The sequence below is a fragment of the Amycolatopsis sp. NPDC051758 genome, from assembly GCF_044453095.1.
Lineage (GTDB): Bacteria > Actinomycetota > Actinomycetes > Mycobacteriales > Pseudonocardiaceae > Amycolatopsis.
Genome location: NZ_JBITCJ010000007.1, coordinates 534,970 through 548,675, shown reverse-complemented (window position 1 = coordinate 548,675; position 13,706 = coordinate 534,970). Strand labels below are relative to the sequence as shown.

General features: G+C 72.3%; 15 protein-coding genes. 7 read left to right on the top strand and 8 right to left on the bottom strand.

Annotation, left to right across the window (positions count from 1 at the left end; genetic code table 11):
* Nucleotide 1: 1 nt before the first annotated feature.
* Complete coding sequence (locus ACIA5G_RS32825; protein ID WP_395930241.1) at nt 2-928, bottom strand: oxygenase MpaB family protein; 927 nt, start codon at nt 926-928, stop codon at nt 2-4.
* 86 nt (nt 929-1,014) lie between these two features.
* Between ACIA5G_RS32825 and ACIA5G_RS32820 the strand changes: the two genes are divergently transcribed.
* The 5 genes from ACIA5G_RS32820 to ACIA5G_RS32800 all read left to right on the top strand — a co-directional run bounded on the left by ACIA5G_RS32820 (nt 1,015) and on the right by ACIA5G_RS32800 (nt 5,826).
* Nucleotides 1,015-1,605 (top strand): TetR/AcrR family transcriptional regulator, encoded by a 591-nt coding sequence (locus tag ACIA5G_RS32820; protein ID WP_395930239.1) that lies wholly within the window; start codon nt 1,015-1,017, stop codon nt 1,603-1,605.
* A 55-nt stretch (nt 1,606-1,660) separates the two neighbouring features.
* Nucleotides 1,661-2,446: an IclR family transcriptional regulator gene (locus ACIA5G_RS32815; RefSeq protein ID WP_395930237.1), complete on the top strand. Its 786-nt coding sequence runs from the start codon at nt 1,661-1,663 to the stop codon at nt 2,444-2,446.
* A 106-nt stretch (nt 2,447-2,552) separates the two neighbouring features.
* Nucleotides 2,553-4,376, top strand: a complete 1,824-nt coding sequence (locus ACIA5G_RS32810; RefSeq protein WP_395930235.1) for a glycosyl transferase — start codon at nt 2,553-2,555, stop codon at nt 4,374-4,376.
* Between the two features lie 18 nt (nt 4,377-4,394).
* On the top strand, nt 4,395-5,243 hold the full coding sequence (locus tag ACIA5G_RS32805) for a DUF4397 domain-containing protein (RefSeq protein ID WP_395930233.1): 849 nt from the start codon (nt 4,395-4,397) through the stop codon (nt 5,241-5,243).
* Nucleotides 5,233-5,826, top strand: a complete 594-nt coding sequence (locus ACIA5G_RS32800; protein ID WP_395930231.1) for a class F sortase — start codon at nt 5,233-5,235, stop codon at nt 5,824-5,826. Before ACIA5G_RS32805 ends, ACIA5G_RS32800 begins: the two co-directional genes overlap by 11 nt.
* Here the strand turns inward: ACIA5G_RS32800 and ACIA5G_RS32795 are convergent.
* The 5 genes from ACIA5G_RS32795 to ACIA5G_RS32775 form a co-directional block, all read right to left on the bottom strand.
* Nucleotides 5,823-6,926 (bottom strand): LLM class flavin-dependent oxidoreductase, encoded by a 1,104-nt coding sequence (locus tag ACIA5G_RS32795; RefSeq protein WP_395930229.1) that lies wholly within the window; start codon nt 6,924-6,926, stop codon nt 5,823-5,825. The genes ACIA5G_RS32800 and ACIA5G_RS32795 overlap by 4 nt on opposite strands.
* Complete coding sequence (locus ACIA5G_RS32790) at nt 6,923-7,939, bottom strand: aliphatic sulfonate ABC transporter substrate-binding protein (RefSeq protein ID WP_395930227.1); 1,017 nt, start codon at nt 7,937-7,939, stop codon at nt 6,923-6,925. Before ACIA5G_RS32790 ends, ACIA5G_RS32795 begins: the two co-directional genes overlap by 4 nt.
* Nucleotides 7,926-8,630 (bottom strand): ABC transporter ATP-binding protein, encoded by a 705-nt coding sequence (locus tag ACIA5G_RS32785; RefSeq protein ID WP_395930225.1) that lies wholly within the window; start codon nt 8,628-8,630, stop codon nt 7,926-7,928. Before ACIA5G_RS32785 ends, ACIA5G_RS32790 begins: the two co-directional genes overlap by 14 nt.
* Entirely contained in the window at nt 8,615-9,433 is an 819-nt protein-coding gene (locus ACIA5G_RS32780; RefSeq protein ID WP_395930223.1) for an ABC transporter permease, read from the bottom strand. The genes ACIA5G_RS32785 and ACIA5G_RS32780 overlap by 16 nt, the downstream gene beginning before the upstream one ends.
* A 184-nt stretch (nt 9,434-9,617) precedes the next feature.
* Nucleotides 9,618-10,328, bottom strand: coding sequence for an MBL fold metallo-hydrolase (locus ACIA5G_RS32775; RefSeq protein WP_395930221.1), 711 nt, complete (start codon nt 10,326-10,328; stop codon nt 9,618-9,620).
* A gap of 113 nt (nt 10,329-10,441) precedes the next feature.
* Between ACIA5G_RS32775 and ACIA5G_RS32770 the strand changes: the two genes are divergently transcribed.
* A complete protein-coding gene (locus ACIA5G_RS32770; RefSeq protein WP_395930219.1) occupies nt 10,442-10,804 on the top strand; it encodes a hypothetical protein in 363 nt (120 codons plus the stop codon).
* A gap of 2 nt (nt 10,805-10,806) precedes the next feature.
* Here ACIA5G_RS32770 and ACIA5G_RS32765 read toward each other — a convergent pair whose 3' ends face one another.
* Both ACIA5G_RS32765 and ACIA5G_RS32760 read right to left on the bottom strand, forming a co-directional pair.
* On the bottom strand, nt 10,807-11,919 hold the full coding sequence (locus tag ACIA5G_RS32765; RefSeq protein WP_395930217.1) for a hypothetical protein: 1,113 nt from the start codon (nt 11,917-11,919) through the stop codon (nt 10,807-10,809).
* A gap of 334 nt (nt 11,920-12,253) precedes the next feature.
* Nucleotides 12,254-12,766, bottom strand: a complete 513-nt coding sequence (locus tag ACIA5G_RS32760; RefSeq protein ID WP_395930215.1) for a DinB family protein — start codon at nt 12,764-12,766, stop codon at nt 12,254-12,256.
* Nucleotides 12,767-12,817: 51 nt separating this feature from the next.
* Between ACIA5G_RS32760 and ACIA5G_RS32755 the strand changes: the two genes are divergently transcribed.
* Nucleotides 12,818-13,678 carry a hypothetical protein gene (locus tag ACIA5G_RS32755; protein WP_395930213.1) on the top strand — a complete coding sequence of 287 codons (861 nt, stop codon included), beginning with the start codon at nt 12,818-12,820 and terminating at the stop codon, nt 13,676-13,678.
* Nucleotides 13,679-13,706 lie beyond the last annotated feature (28 nt).

The window sequence follows — 13,706 nt, the reverse complement described above, 5'->3', positions numbered from 1 at the left end:
CCTAGACGTTCGGCGCGTAGTGCTCCGGCTTGCCGCGCTCCGACAGCGGCGGCAGGTTCCTGGGTGGAGTCTCGACCACCGGCGCGTCCGGAGCCACCTCGCCGCGCACGCGGCGCCAGCCGGCGCGGGCCCGCGGGTGGTAACGACGGTCGTGCGGGACGAGCTTGAACACGGCGTTGATCAGCTTCCCGGCCCGCCGGTGGCGCCGCGCGTCGCGTTCGGACCAGCGCAGGCCCAGCAGGTCGCGGATCTCGCGGTCGTAGAGGCCGGTCGTCAGCCAGACGAAGTTCTTCGCGATCAGCACGCTCACCGGCCGCCAGAGCACGTCCGGCAGCCAGGGCAGGAACGGCGGTTTCGCGATCCCGCGCAGGTCGAGGACGTCCCGGGTGGCCTTGTTGTCCTCCAGGACCTCGGCGCACATGTGCTTCCAGTAGCGCTGGAAGTCCTCCCAGCTCTCCGGCACCGGCCGCAGGGTCATGTCGTACATCCGCCACCAGGTGACGTGCTCGTCGAACAGCCGCCGCTTCTCCACCTCGCCGATGCCGCCCATGAAGTGGTCGGCGATGAGGATCGTGCTGACGAAGAACGTCGAATGCGCCCAGTAGTAGGTGTCGGGGTCGAGCGCGTGGTACCGGCGGCCTTGCGCGTCGATCCCCTTGATGCGGTCGTGGTACCCGCGGACCTCGAGAGCGGTCCGGTGCGCGCGCGGCCCGTCGTAGACCACGCCGCCGATCGGGTAGAGCGAGCGGAACAGCCGTTGCCACCGCTCTTCGAAGAACCGGGAATGCTGCTCGACGCCGGCGCCGAGGCCGGGGTGCATGTTCTGCATCGAGCCGGCCCACAGCGCGATGAGCAGGCCACGCCAGTCGCCGAAGTACTTCCACGTGAGCGAGTCGGGGCCCAGCGGTCGGGGTGCTTCCCTGCTCATCGGCGCTCTCCTCGTCGAGTCGGAACTGACTACGGCTGTTGTCAGGCTAGGATCTGACAACACACGTAGTCAACCGAGGAGCGAGCATGCCGGGCCGCACGTGGGCGGGCACGACCCTGGACGACCGGAAGGCGCTGCGCCGTGAGCAGCTCGTCGCCGCCGGGCTCGAACTGCTGGGCACCGAGGGCTCGGCCGGGACGAGCGTCCGCGCGGTCTGCCGGCACGCCAAGCTCACCGAGCGCTACTTCTACGAAAGCTTCGCCGACCGCGAAGAGCTCGTCGCGGCGGTGTACGAGCACGTCGGCGAGCAGGCCCGGCAGGCGCTGGTGGCCGCGGTCCGGGACGCCCCGAACCCCACGCTGCGGGCCGAGCACGCGGTGCGCGCGTTTGTCGAGCTGATCGTCGACGACCCGCGCCGGGGCCGCGTCCTGCTGCTCGCGCCGCTGACCGACCCGGCGCTGACCCGCCGGGGCCTGCACCTGCTGCCGGTGTTCGCCGCGCTCGTCGGCGAGCAGCTGTCCCACGGTGACGAGACCGAACGCCACATGGTCGCCATCGGGCTGGTCGGGGCCCTGAGCAACGTCTTCATCTCCTACCTCGACGGCTCGCTGAAGGTTTCGCGCGAACGGCTCGTGGCGCACTGCGTCAAGCTCGTGCTCGGCGCCGACGACCACTGACCTCACCTCCGCTGACCTGGTGACAGTGGCGGGGAAGATCGGGCACACTCAACCCATGCGTACCGCTGGCCGGAACGACGGCGCGAGCGGCGACGGCCTCGTCGCCGCCCGGCTCGCCGCGCTCCTCGACGCCTTCCGCCCGGGTGACGAGACCCTCGGCGTCTCCGAGCTGGCCCGCCGGACCGGGCTCGCCAAGACGACCGTGCACCGGCTCGTCGGGCACCTCGTCGAAACCGGCCTGCTCCAGCGCGAGGACAGCGCGGTGCGGCTCGGCCTGCGGCTGTTCGAAATCGGCCAACTGGCCTCACCCCGCCGTGGGCTGGTCGAAGCCGCCCGGCCGTACCTCGCGGATCTGCGCGAGGCGACACGCAACACCGTGCATCTCGCGATCCTCGAAGGCACCGAAGTCGTCTACCTCGACGTGCTGCGCGGGCCGGACGCGCCGACGCTGCCGTCCCGCATCGGCGGCCGGTTTCCCGCGCACGCGACCGGCGTCGGCAAGGCGATCCTGGCGTTTTCCGCGGAATCCGTGGTGAACCAGGTGATCGACGCCGGATTACCCCGCATGAGCGCCCGGACGATCACGGCGCCCGGCTTGCTCCGCCGTCAGCTCACCCGGATCCGCGAGGACGGGATCGCGCTGGAGCGCGAGGAATCCGGCGTCGGTGTCGTGTGCGCGGCCAGCCCGCTGCTCGACGCGCGCGGTGTCGCGGTGGCCGCCGTTTCGATCTCGGGCTGGGCCAACCGGATGCGCACCGAACGGGTTGCCCCCGCCGTCCGGACGGTCGCACTCGCGTTGACCCGGACACTCTCCGGATCCACTCGGGACAGTCGGAAATAATCTTGCGGGACAAGGCTTTTTGATCTCCCCGGCGATCTCTAGGCCGTCCGGATGACGTAATCGTCCCGAGCTGGACGGGTGATCGGGAGCGGCTACGATCCGTCCAATGGCCCAGCACAGCTGGGGGACGTCGTACTCGGGCCCCTCCCCCGCGACGCTTTCCGAGCGGCCGGGCACTCCGTCCCCGGCCGCACACCGGTTGCTGTCGCTCGACATCGTCCTGGCGCTGCTGGCGCTGGCCGGGGGCCTCCGGGTGCTCTACCTGGCCGCCACGACACCGGCCCTGCCCGCCGAATCCGCGAACGTCGCGCACGCCTACGCGCTCGGGCACTTCACGCCGTTCACCGACGCGGGTGGCGCCGGGGTGAGCCCGTTCGGCTGGTGGCAGCTCTCGGCCTACACGATGGTCACCGACGCGTTCGGCCGTTCGGCCTCGGCCCTCGGCGCGGTCCGCGAAACGATGCTCGTCGCCGCCGTGGCCGGCATCGTCCTGCTGTGGGTCCTGGCGCGCCGGCTCGGCCTGACCCGGTGGGCGTCGGCGGCCGCGGTGGTGCTCGTCGCGGCTTCACCACTGGCGCTCGGCCTGCAGCGGCTGGTCGTCGTCGAGCACCTCGCGGTGGTGTGGGCACTGGGCGCGCTGGTGCTGGTCACCAAGCCCGGCGGCCGGATCCGCCACGACGTGCTGGCCGCGATCTGCCTGCTCGCGGCGGTCCTCACCTCGCCGCTGGCCCTGTTCTTCCTGCCCGCGGCCGGCTGGCTGCTCGTGCGGCGCGCGCCGGCCCGGGCGGCGCTGGTGGCGGTGCTGCTCAACCTGGGGCTGGGCATCGCCTTCGGCCCGGCCGCCGACGTCCTCCGGCCGCACCTCGCCGCCGCGAGCCGGCCTTCGGTCGCCGACTGGGTCGCGCTCGACCCGGCATGGGCGGTGCTGTCGACGGTCGCGCTGGTGGCCGCGCTCGCCGTCACCGCGCTGCGGCCGCTCGCGGTGTCCGGCCTGCTGCTGGCGGCGACGCTGGCCATCCCCGGTGTGCCCGACACCGCCGTGCTCGCCCTGCTGCTGCCCCTGACTCCGCTGCTGCTCGCCGGCGTCGCCCAGGCCATGACCCGCCAGCGCACCGCGGCGCACCGGTGGGAAGCCGGCCGTTCGCGCGGGATCGCCCTGGCGACCGTCGTCCTGGTCGCGGTGGTCGCCGTCGGCTGGGTGTACGGCTACCCGGCGCTGAAACCCTCGACCGACCGGCGCGGGCCGCTCGCCGAAGCCCAGGAATGGTTGCAGGCCAACGCATCCGGCGCCCGGCTGCTGGTCGACGACGCTGCCTGGGCCGAGCTCGCGAAGGCCGGCTGGCCGACCGGCATGCTGGCCGCGCCCGCGGCGTGTGCGGCCACCTGCCCGCCCGCCGAGTGGGCCGTCTTCACCGGTGACGGGGCCGACCTCCGGCAGCACTTCCCCGCTCTCGACGGCACTCTCGGCACCGCCGGGGTGACCGCGGTCTTCGGCGCGGGCGAGGGCCGGGTCACCGTCTCGCGCCTCGGCCTGTCCCCGGCCGACCCGGCGGGGCCTTCGGAGTCCTCGGCGCGCGCCCACGCCGGCGAGGCGCTGGCGTCGTCCGCCCGGATCAGCCTCACGCCGGACGCCGCCGCCGTGCTCCGCGCGGGCCGTGCCGACCCCCGGCTCATCGCGACGATCGCCGCGCTCGCGGCGCTCCAGCCCGTCCGGGTCACGGCCTTCCCCGAGGTCCCGGGCGAGGACCCGGCCGGGCAGCCGCGCCGCCGGGTGCTGCTGGCCGGCGGTGAAGACGGGGCGGCCGAGTTCTACGCCGGCCAGCGCGACCTGTTCCGCCCGTCCTCGGTCGCCCGGACCGCCGGCGGCGTGCTCGTCACCTATCCGCTGTTCGCACCGACGGGACTGCTCGTCCCGTTCTCCTCTCCCTGACCGGCGAAAGGCCCTCCCATGCGCACCCTTCCACGGCTCCTGCTCAGACCCGGCGGGCTGGCCGCCGCAGCCCTCCTGCTCGTCGCGCTGACGCCGGTGACGGCCGAGGCGGCGACCGCGCCCGGCCCGGGCGTCGGCTGGATCCGGGTCGGTCACCTCTCCCCCAAGGTGCCGCCGGTGGACATCTACTTCGCGCCGTTCGGCCAGGCGGAGAAGGTCGTGATCCGCAAGGCCGGGTACGGCGCGGTCACGCCGTACTCCTCGCTCGGCCCCGGCAAGTACACGCTTTCGATGCGGCCCGCCGACGCCGCGGCCAGCACCCCGCCCGCGCTGTCGGCGACGATCGAGGTCGCCGAGCGCAACGCCTACTCCTTGCTGGTCTTCGCGAACGGCCCCGACGGCACGCTCAAGGGTGACCTGCTCACCGACGACCTCACCCCGCCCGCGGCGGGCAAGGGCCGGGTCCGGGTCGTCGAAGGGTCGGCGGCGATCACGCCGGTCAGCGTCGACGGGCCGCAGGGCGTTTCGCTCGCCAAGGACGCGCCCTACGGCCTGACCTCGAACTACGTCGACGTGCCGGAAGGCCGCTGGCCGCTGCAGCTGAGCGGCGGCTCGGTGAAGTCCACCGCCGACGTCGACGTCAAGGCGGGGACTTCGACAACGCTGCTGGTCACCGAGAACGCCGGAGCGCTCAAGGCGAACCCGATCTCGGACGGCGCGGCCTTGCCAGAACCACCGAAGTTCGGCGTCGAAACCGGAGGCGGCGGCACCGCGCCGTCGTCCGGGATCCCGCTGTGGCCGGTGTTCGCGGCGATCGCCCTGCTGGCCGCCTTCGTGGTGGGACGCCGGGCGGCCCGTGCGCGCTGACCTCGGCGTCCTGCTCGTCGTGGCCGCGCTGGCCGCGGGGTGCTCGGCGGCTCCGGCCGCCACGCCGCCTTCGGTCACACCGCCGTCCGCGACCCCGACGGCGACCGGGCCGCAACCGCTGCCCGCCGCCGCCGACGTCCGCCCGGTGCGGCTGCGGATCCCCGCCATCGGCGTGGACGCGCCCGCGCTCGTCCCGCTCGGGCTGGGCGCCGACCACCAGCTCGAGGCGCCGGCGCGCTTCGAGGACGTCGGCTGGTACGCCGCCGGCCCGGTGCCGGGTGACCCGGGCCCGGCGGTGATCGCCGCCCACGTCGACTCCCGGTCCGGGCCGGCGCCGTTCTTCCGGCTGCGCGAGCTGCGCGACGGGGACCAAGTGTTCGTCGCGCGCTCGGACGGCCAGGAGACCCGCTTCGTCGTGGACGGCGTCCAGCGCTACCCGAAGGACGCGTTCCCGACCGACGCGGTGTACGGGCCCGCGCCGGGCAGCGCACTGCGGCTCATCACCTGCGGCGGCAGCTTCGACGCGGCGAAACGGTCCTATCGCGACAACGTCGTCGTCTACGCCTCGCCCCGCTGGGGTTAGAACTCCTTGATCAGGCCGCGTCGCGCGAGCTCCGGCCGGACGCCGTCGCCGAACCAGTACGCCTCCTCCAGGTGCGGGTAGCCGGAGAGGACGAACTCGCTCACGCCGATGCTGTGGTACTCCTCGATCAGGTCCGCGACCTCGCTGTGGCTGCCGACCAGCGCCGTGCCCGCGCCGCCGCGGACCAGGCCGACGCCGGCCCACAGGTTCGGGTGGATCTCCAGCCCGCGGACGCCGCCGTCGGTGCGGCCGCCGTGCAGCGCGACCATCCGCTGCTGCCCCACCGACTCGCTGGCGGCCAGCTGCGCCTGCGCCTTGGCGACCTGCTCCGGGCTCAGCGCGTCCAGCAGCTTCTGCGCTTCCGCCCAGGCTTCGGCCGAAGTGTCGCGCGAGATCGTGTGCAACCGGACGCCGAAGCGGATCGGCCGGTCGCCGGCCAGCGCACGGACCTTGCCGATCTTCTCGGCCACCTGCGCGGGCGGCTCGCCCCAGGTCAGGTAGACGTCGGCGTGCCGCGCCGCGACCGGCAGCGCGGCCGGTGACGAGCCGCCGAAGTAGATCGGCGGCAGCGGGTCCGGCGCGGCCAGGGTTGTCGCGCCTTCGACCTTCAGGTGCTCCCCTGCGAAGGAGAACGGCTGTCCCGACCACACCCCGCGCACGATCGTCAGGAACTCGTCGGTGCGGGCGTAACGGGCGTCGTGGTCGTGCCAGTCGCCGAAGCGCCGCTGCTCGACCGCGTCACCGCCGGTGACGATGTTGAGCAGCACCCGGCCGTTCGACAGTCGTTGGAAGGTGCCCGCCATCTGCGCGGCCAGCGTCGGCGAGATGACGCCGGGGCGGAACGCGACCAGGAACTTCAGCCGGGTCGTCTCCCGGATCAGCGCGGCGGTGGTCAGCCAGGCGTCCTCGCACCACGTGCCGGTCGGGGTCAGGACACCTTCGAAACCCTGCCGCTCGGCGGCGCGGGCGACCTGCGCCAGGTAGTCCAGGTCGGGTTCGCGCTGCGCCGACGGGCCCTGGGACCGGTTGGCGTGGAAGCGTTCCACGATCGTGCGGCCGTCGCCGCTGGTGGGCAGGAACCAGTGCAGCCTGACGCTCATCCGTTGCTCCTCGCCTGATCCAGGTCGGGACCGAACCGCCGGTCGACGTACGCGGCGAAGTCCACCTTCCCCGGCAGAGTCTTCTCGTCGCTGAAGGCGTCCGCGAGCTGTTGCTCCGACGCCACCACCGAATCGTCCAGCGCGATCGGCCGGTCGCGGCCCGCGTCCACGGCCTTCTGGGCCACTTCGAGCTTGAGCCCGGTCTCCTTGGCCCACGCCGCCGCCCACTCCGTGCGGTGCGTGTCGGCCCACTTCTGGGCCTTGACCACCCGGATCACGAAGTCGCGGATCGCCGAGTTCCTGCCGGGGTCGGCCAGCGCCGCGGTGCTCGCGGTTTCGAAGGCCAGGCCGTTGGACGCGCCCCGGCCGTCGGCGAGCACCCGCGCCTTGGCTTCGATCTGGGCCTGCGCGGTGTAGGGGTCCCAGATCGCCCACGCGTCGATCGTGTGCTGGGTGAACGCGGCGTAGGCCTCGGCGGGCTGCAGGAAGCTCACCTTGACGTCCTTGGTGGACAACCCGTTGTTGTGCAGGGTGTTCAGCAGCTGGCCGTGCGCGGAACTGCCTTTCGCGACACCGATCGTCTTGCCCTTGAGCGAGGCGACGTTCGTCAGCGGCGAGTCGGGCGGGACGAGGATGGTCTCCCGCTCGACGTTGCTGCGCGCCACGCTGACGACCGCGATCTTCGCCTTCGCGGCCGCAGCGAAGATCGGCGGGGTGTTCCCGACCCGGCCGATGTCGATCGCGCCGGCCGAGGCCGCTTCGAGCAGCGGCGGGCCCGAGGTGAACGTCGCCCATTCGATCTTGTACGGCGTGCCGTCGAGCTGGCCCGCCGCGGTGAGCAGCGACTTCACGCCGCCCTTCTGGTCACCGACCTTGAGTGTCACCTTCGCCAGGTCGGCCGGGCTCACCGGTCCCGGCACGGCCGCCGGGCCCGGGTCCGAGCTCGTCGCCGAGCCGCACCCGGCCAGCACGAACGCCGCCGCGACGACGGTCAAAGCCTTACGCATGCGCATCTTCGGTCACTCCCAGGTCCGCCAGCACCCGCCGGCGGAGGTCGTCGTGGTCGGCGGCTTCGCGCGGCCGGTGCTCGGCGACGATCCGGCCACCGTCAAGCACCAGCACCCGGCCGGCGAGCAGCAGCGCCTCGTCGACGTCGTGCGTCACCAGCAGGACGCCGGGCCGGTGCCGCCGCCACAGGTCCTGGACCAGCCCGTGCATCGCGATCCGGGTGAGCGCGTCGAGGGCGCCGAACGGCTCGTCGAGCAGGAGCAGGCCGGGTTCGCGCACCAGCGCGCGGGCGAGCGAGACACGCTGGGCCTCACCGCCGGACAGGGTCAGCGGCCAGTCGTCCGCGTGCTCGGCCAGGTGGACCTCGGCCAGCGCCTTCTCGGCCAGGGTCCGGTTGCGCGCCTTGGAGACGCCTTCCTGGCGCAGGCCGAGGACGACGTTGCGCCAGACCTTCCGCCACGGCAGCAGCCGGGGCTGCTGGAAGGCGACCGAAACGGTCCCGGGCACGTCCACGCTGCCCTCGACCTGGTTGTCGAGCCCGGCCAGGACACGCAGCAGCGTCGACTTGCCGGAGCCGCTGCGGCCGAGCAGGGCGACGAACTCGCCGCGCTCCACCGTCAGGTCGAGTCCACTGAGGACGGTCCGGTCGCCGAACCGCTTGGTCAGGTCCCGGATCTCCGCTACCGCGTCCGCCACCGGAGCACCTTCCGTTCGAGCAGCCGGACCAGCGCGTCGGTGACCAGGCCGAGCAGGGCGTACAGGATCAGGCCGACCACCACGACGTCGGTGCGCAGGAACTCCCGCGCGTTGTTGATGAGGTAGCCGACACCGGCGTCGGCGTTCACCGTCTCCCCGACGATCAGCGCGAGCCAGGCGAGGCCGAGCGACTGCCGCAGCCCGACCAGCGCCTGGGGCAGCGCGCCGGGCAGGACGACGTGCCAGAGCCGTTCCGCGCGGCTGAACCCGAGCGCCCGTGAGGCTTCGACGAGGTCCGGGTCGGCGCCGCGGATTCCCGAGTGGACGTTCAGGTACAGCGGGAACGCCACGCCGAGCGCGACCAGCACGATCTTGGTCTCCTCGCCGATCCCGAACCACAGGATGAACAGCGGGATCAGGCCGAGGAACGGCAGGGTGCGCAGCATCTGCACCGGCGGGTCGACCAGCGCCTCGCCCCAGCGCGACAGCCCCGAGACGATGCCGAGGAGCACCCCGGTGATCGCGCCGAGCGCGAACCCGGCGCCGACGCGGCCGAGTGACACCGCGAACGCGTCACCGAGCTCTCCGCTGCGCGCGACTTCGACCCCGGCCTGCACGACCGTCCACGGTGAGCTGAGCTTGTCCGGCGGCAGGACACCGGTGGCCGCGGCGACCTGCCAGACGGCGACCAGCACGATCGGGCTGATCCAGCGCCGCAGGTCGAGCCGCCTTCGCGCGTTGCGAGGCGGCGCCTCGGCGGTCTTCCGGGCGCGCGTCAGCACGCCCGTGGTGGAAATCGACACGGATTTCTCCCGGGGACGGGGATGTTCGGGATTGCGTGATCCCGAGCTTCGAGCCCCGGCGAGGGGAAGTCAATCCGTGGACGCGTGCTCCCAGTCCGTGAACGCCCGGTGTTTCATCCCGTGGAACGGCGGCCGCGCCCGGCTACCCTGGAGCGGACCGGACCGGCCTAAGTGGACGAAGCCGTCAGCCGCCGAACATGACCTTCCACTCGTCCAGGGACCGCGGCCGGTAGACGAAGTTCGTGCGCTTCACCTCGGAGAGCGAGGCGGACGGCTCGGCCGAGTACTGGTGCCCGGGGTAGACGACGGGGTCCCCGGCCAGGCCGGCGAGCGCCTGGAGGCTGCGGTAGATCTCCTCGGCGTCCCCGCCGGGGAAGTCGGTGCGGCCGCAGCCTTCGAGGAACAGCGTGTCTCCCGAGACGAGCTTGTCCTCGACCAGGAAGCACTGGCTGCCCGGCGTGTGCCCGGGCGTGTGCAGCAGCCGGATGGGGATCGACCCGACCTCGAGCACGTCGTCGTGGTCGTGCGCGCGCAGGTCGGTGGCGGACACCCCGGTGACGCGGCGGACCCATTCGGTCTCGGCGCCGTTGACGTGGATCGGCACCTGCTCGACCGCGAGGAGCTCGGCGATCCCGGGCAGTGAGAAGCCGAGCATCTCACCGCCGACGTGGTCGGGGTGGTGGTGCGTCGCGAGCACACCGGTCAGCCGCATGCCATCGGCCTCGAGCACACCCAGCAGATCCTGAACGGCGTAGGCCGGGTCGACGATCACCGCTTCCTTGGTGTCCCGATCGCCGATGAGGTAGGCGAAGTTCACCATCTGCGTCGCCACGGGATCCCCGACAGCGAAGTCCCGCCCGGCGAGCAACTGCCGGAAGTAGAGCCGATCTGCCATGTCCACACCCTACGGGGGCGACCGGTGGGACGCCGGACGGTGCCTCGGCGATTGCCCGGCAGCTGCCCTCTTCGGAGTCGATCCGAGACCTGCGTCCCGGGCCTCTCAGGATATTGAGCAGCGCCAAATCTCGGGAAGGCAGTCGCGATGTCCGAGCGACGCCGACCGAAGTCAAAGTCGATCTGCTGCGCCGCAACCTCGAACAGTCGGGTTGGCTGACCACCGAAATCGAAGCGGAGTTCCAGCTCCAGATCATCGCCCTCGAGCGCATCAAGGCAGAAGCGGATGAGAACCAAAAGCTTGCGGCTCTGCACCAGGACGAGGCCGACGCCGTCCGTGCGGTCATCGAGAGCGCACAGGTGAAGGGCGAACGCCCGGTGAAGCGGCAACAGTGGCTGTTCTTCCTGGCCGGGCTCTTCTTCTCGATTCCCCTCGGCGTCGGGGTCAACTTCCTCTACGACCTCATCACGCACTGAGGTCACTCCGCCGCCCACTGGTGGACGGTCCCCTGGTGCAAGGCCGCATACGCCCGGTCGCGCAGGACGTTCGCCTCGTGGTCCGACAGCGTTGTACCCATCGGGCGGAGGACCAGCCTGATCAGCAGGTTCTTCTGGTCCCGGCGGGCGCCGAGGCGGGCCAGTGCCTGTGGTGGCAGCTCCGCACACGGCGTCTCCTGGCGGATCTCGACCGACTCCACGACCTCCGCATCGTCCCCCAGAGCATCGCGGACGCGGTCGCCGAGGTCCTCGGCTCGGTCGTCGGACGCGACCGCGATCGAGAGGTCGCGGCGGACCGGTGGGAGTGCCGACACCGGGCGGTACGGCTCGAGGCCGGTGAGCTGCGCGGCGACCGCCGGTTCGGCCGAACGCAGGAGGCGGATGTCCGGGATGCCCTTGAGCAGCATCAGCATCCGGTCGAGGCCCATGCCGAGCGCGAGGCCCGACCAGCCGTCGTCGAGGCCGGCTCGCTCCAGGACGGCCGGGTGGGCGAGCCCGCACTCGGCGATCTCGACCCACTCGCCGTTGTGGTCGACGTCGAGCTGGGCACCGTCCACTGTGTACGGATGATGGCGGTCCTCGAGCCGCCACTTCCGGTCCGGCAGGAGCGCCTCGAGGAGTGCTGCCACCAGGTCTTCCAGGTCGGCGCGGGTCATCGGCCGGCGGGTGACGCGCCACAGGTCGAGCTGGTGGGGTGTGCCGCTGTGCAGCCGGTCGATGCTGTCGCGGCGGTAGACGCCGCCCGGGCACACGAGCAGGACGTCGTCGACGGGGCTTGCGGCCAGTGCGCGCAATGCGGCCGGGATCATCGCGCTGGAGTGGCTGCGCAGCACGTGGCCGGAGTCGACGTAGCGGGTGTAGCGCGCGTCGCGGGTGACGTCGGCCGGGTCGTAGCCGAGGTTGTCGTAGTTGTCGGCGATCGTGACGATCCGGTCGCCCGGCCACCGCCGGACGGCGCAGTCCCACCGGCCGGCCACCGCCGCGACGGCACGGTCGACGACCAGCTGGATCGCGTGCGGCCCGGCCGCCGGGTCGGTGAGGTCGCGGACGGCGAGGTCGCGGATGAGCTGGGCCGGGGTGAGTGCTTCGGGCATGACGGAACCTCCAGGGTGTGCGGGTTGGCTGGGAGAAAAACGCTCCCCCTGGCCCGGAACACCGTGGCGAGGTCAGTGCGGGCACGACGGCCGAAGCGAACATCGTGGCGTCGGACCGAGCGGTTCAAGCCGCCCGAATCAAGCAGATCACCCCGGACCGACCGGATCGGACCAGGCCGTGCTGATCAGGCCACACAGACCGCGGACGTGGCACCGGAACCCCGCTGGCACCCGGAAAGGGCCAGGGGGCCGGTAAATCGGCGGTACTCCGCAACGACGGCCACGAACCCAGGATAGCGATCCCGTCATCCGGTTTACGCAACCGAACCCCCCGTCATTCACCCACCTCCCCGTCGGCCAGCTCACGTAGCACGTCCAGGTGCCCCACGTGCCGCGCCGTCTCCTGGACCACGTGGGCCAGCACCCAGCGGACCGTGAACTCCGACCGCCGCCGGGTCTTGTCGTCCGGCCCCAGCCTCCGCAGCGACTTCTCGGCCCGCGCCCACTCCGCCCGGTACGCCGCCACCACCGACGCCGGCGTGTCCTCCGGCTTCAGGTCCCAGCTCGGGTCCGGCGTCCCCGCCCACAACGACGGCAGGTCCGCTCCGCCCGCTTCGATCGACAGCCACCAGCGCTCGACCGCCGTCAGGTGCTTCAGCACCCCCAGCGCGCTCATCCGCGGTGACGTCGGCAACGGGGTCGCCGCCGCTTGCTCGCGGGTCAGGCCGGCCACCTTGTTCACCGCCGTGGCCCGCAAGAACTGCAGGAAGTCCAGCTGCAGGCGCAGCTCGTCGGTGGCCAGCCGGGCGGGCCACGAACGGTGCGTCTTCGAACTCGTGTTCGACATACCCGGAACCTACCGCGCGGGTCCGACAAAATTCGCCATAGAGTGATCGTCATGTGGTGGGGTCTGCTCTGCGCCCTGGGCGCGGCATGCGCGTACGGCGTCGCTTCGGTGATGCAGTCGGTCGCTGCGCGCGCGACGGACACCGGCGCCGACGGGGTCGACCCGAAGCTGCTGGTCCGCGTGCTCGGCCAGTGGAAGTTCGTGCTCGGGCTGCTGCTGGACGTCCTCGGGTTCGTCGCGCAGATCGTGGCCCTGCACGTGCTGCCGCTGTTCGTCGTGCAGGCCGCGCTCGCCGCGAGCCTCGCCGTGACCGCCGTCGCCGCGCGGTTCCTCGGGGTGCGGCTCGGCCGGCGGGAGTGGGCGGCGATCGCCGTGGTGTGCGCCGGGCTGGCGCTGCTCGGCGCCGCCGCGGAGAGCGAGGGCTCGGACCCGGTCGGGCTCGGGTTCCGGCTGGTGCTCATCGGCGCCGTCGTCGTGCTGGCCGGCGCGGGAATCGTCGCCGGGAAGGCGAACCGCCGGGTGCGGACGCCGGCGCTCGGGCTCGTCGCCGGGCTGTGCTTCGGCGTGGTCGCGATCGCCGGGCGGATCATCCCCAGCCTCGCGCCGCTGGACCTGCTCACCGACCCGGCGACCTACACCGTCGCGGTCGCGGGCGGGATGGCGATGCTGTTCTACGCGACGGCGTTGCAACGCGGGAGCGTCACCACATCGACCGCGATGATGGTGCTCGGCGAGACGGTGTTCCCGTCGCTGGTCGGCGTGCTCGCGCTCGGCGACCGCACCCGGCCGGGGTTCGCCGTGGTCGCCGTGGCGGGGTTCGTCCTCGCCGTCGCCGCCGCGCTCGCGCTGGCCCGCTTCGGCGAACCGGCGACCGAACCGCGAACTGAGACGAAGCCGACCGTTTCCCCGTGAGTTCCTTACTTAGACTAGCCTTACCTAT

What these genes read in the sequence shown, in the direction of transcription:
- ACIA5G_RS32825 (WP_395930241.1), bottom strand. Translation starts at nt 928, where the DNA reads ATGAGCAGGGAAGCACCCCGACCGCTGGGCCCCGACTCGCTCACGTGG.
- ACIA5G_RS32820 (WP_395930239.1), top strand. Translation starts at nt 1,015, where the DNA reads ATGCCGGGCCGCACGTGGGCGGGCACGACCCTGGACGACCGGAAGGCG.
- ACIA5G_RS32815 (WP_395930237.1), top strand. Translation starts at nt 1,661, where the DNA reads ATGCGTACCGCTGGCCGGAACGACGGCGCGAGCGGCGACGGCCTCGTC.
- ACIA5G_RS32810 (WP_395930235.1), top strand. Translation starts at nt 2,553, where the DNA reads ATGGCCCAGCACAGCTGGGGGACGTCGTACTCGGGCCCCTCCCCCGCG.
- ACIA5G_RS32805 (WP_395930233.1), top strand. Translation starts at nt 4,395, where the DNA reads ATGCGCACCCTTCCACGGCTCCTGCTCAGACCCGGCGGGCTGGCCGCC.
- ACIA5G_RS32795 (WP_395930229.1), bottom strand. Translation starts at nt 6,926, where the DNA reads ATGAGCGTCAGGCTGCACTGGTTCCTGCCCACCAGCGGCGACGGCCGC.
- ACIA5G_RS32790 (WP_395930227.1), bottom strand. Translation starts at nt 7,939, where the DNA reads ATGCGCATGCGTAAGGCTTTGACCGTCGTCGCGGCGGCGTTCGTGCTG.
- ACIA5G_RS32775 (WP_395930221.1), bottom strand. Translation starts at nt 10,328, where the DNA reads ATGGCAGATCGGCTCTACTTCCGGCAGTTGCTCGCCGGGCGGGACTTC.
- ACIA5G_RS32765 (WP_395930217.1), bottom strand. Translation starts at nt 11,919, where the DNA reads ATGCCCGAAGCACTCACCCCGGCCCAGCTCATCCGCGACCTCGCCGTC.
- ACIA5G_RS32760 (WP_395930215.1), bottom strand. Translation starts at nt 12,766, where the DNA reads ATGTCGAACACGAGTTCGAAGACGCACCGTTCGTGGCCCGCCCGGCTG.
- ACIA5G_RS32755 (WP_395930213.1), top strand. Translation starts at nt 12,818, where the DNA reads ATGTGGTGGGGTCTGCTCTGCGCCCTGGGCGCGGCATGCGCGTACGGC.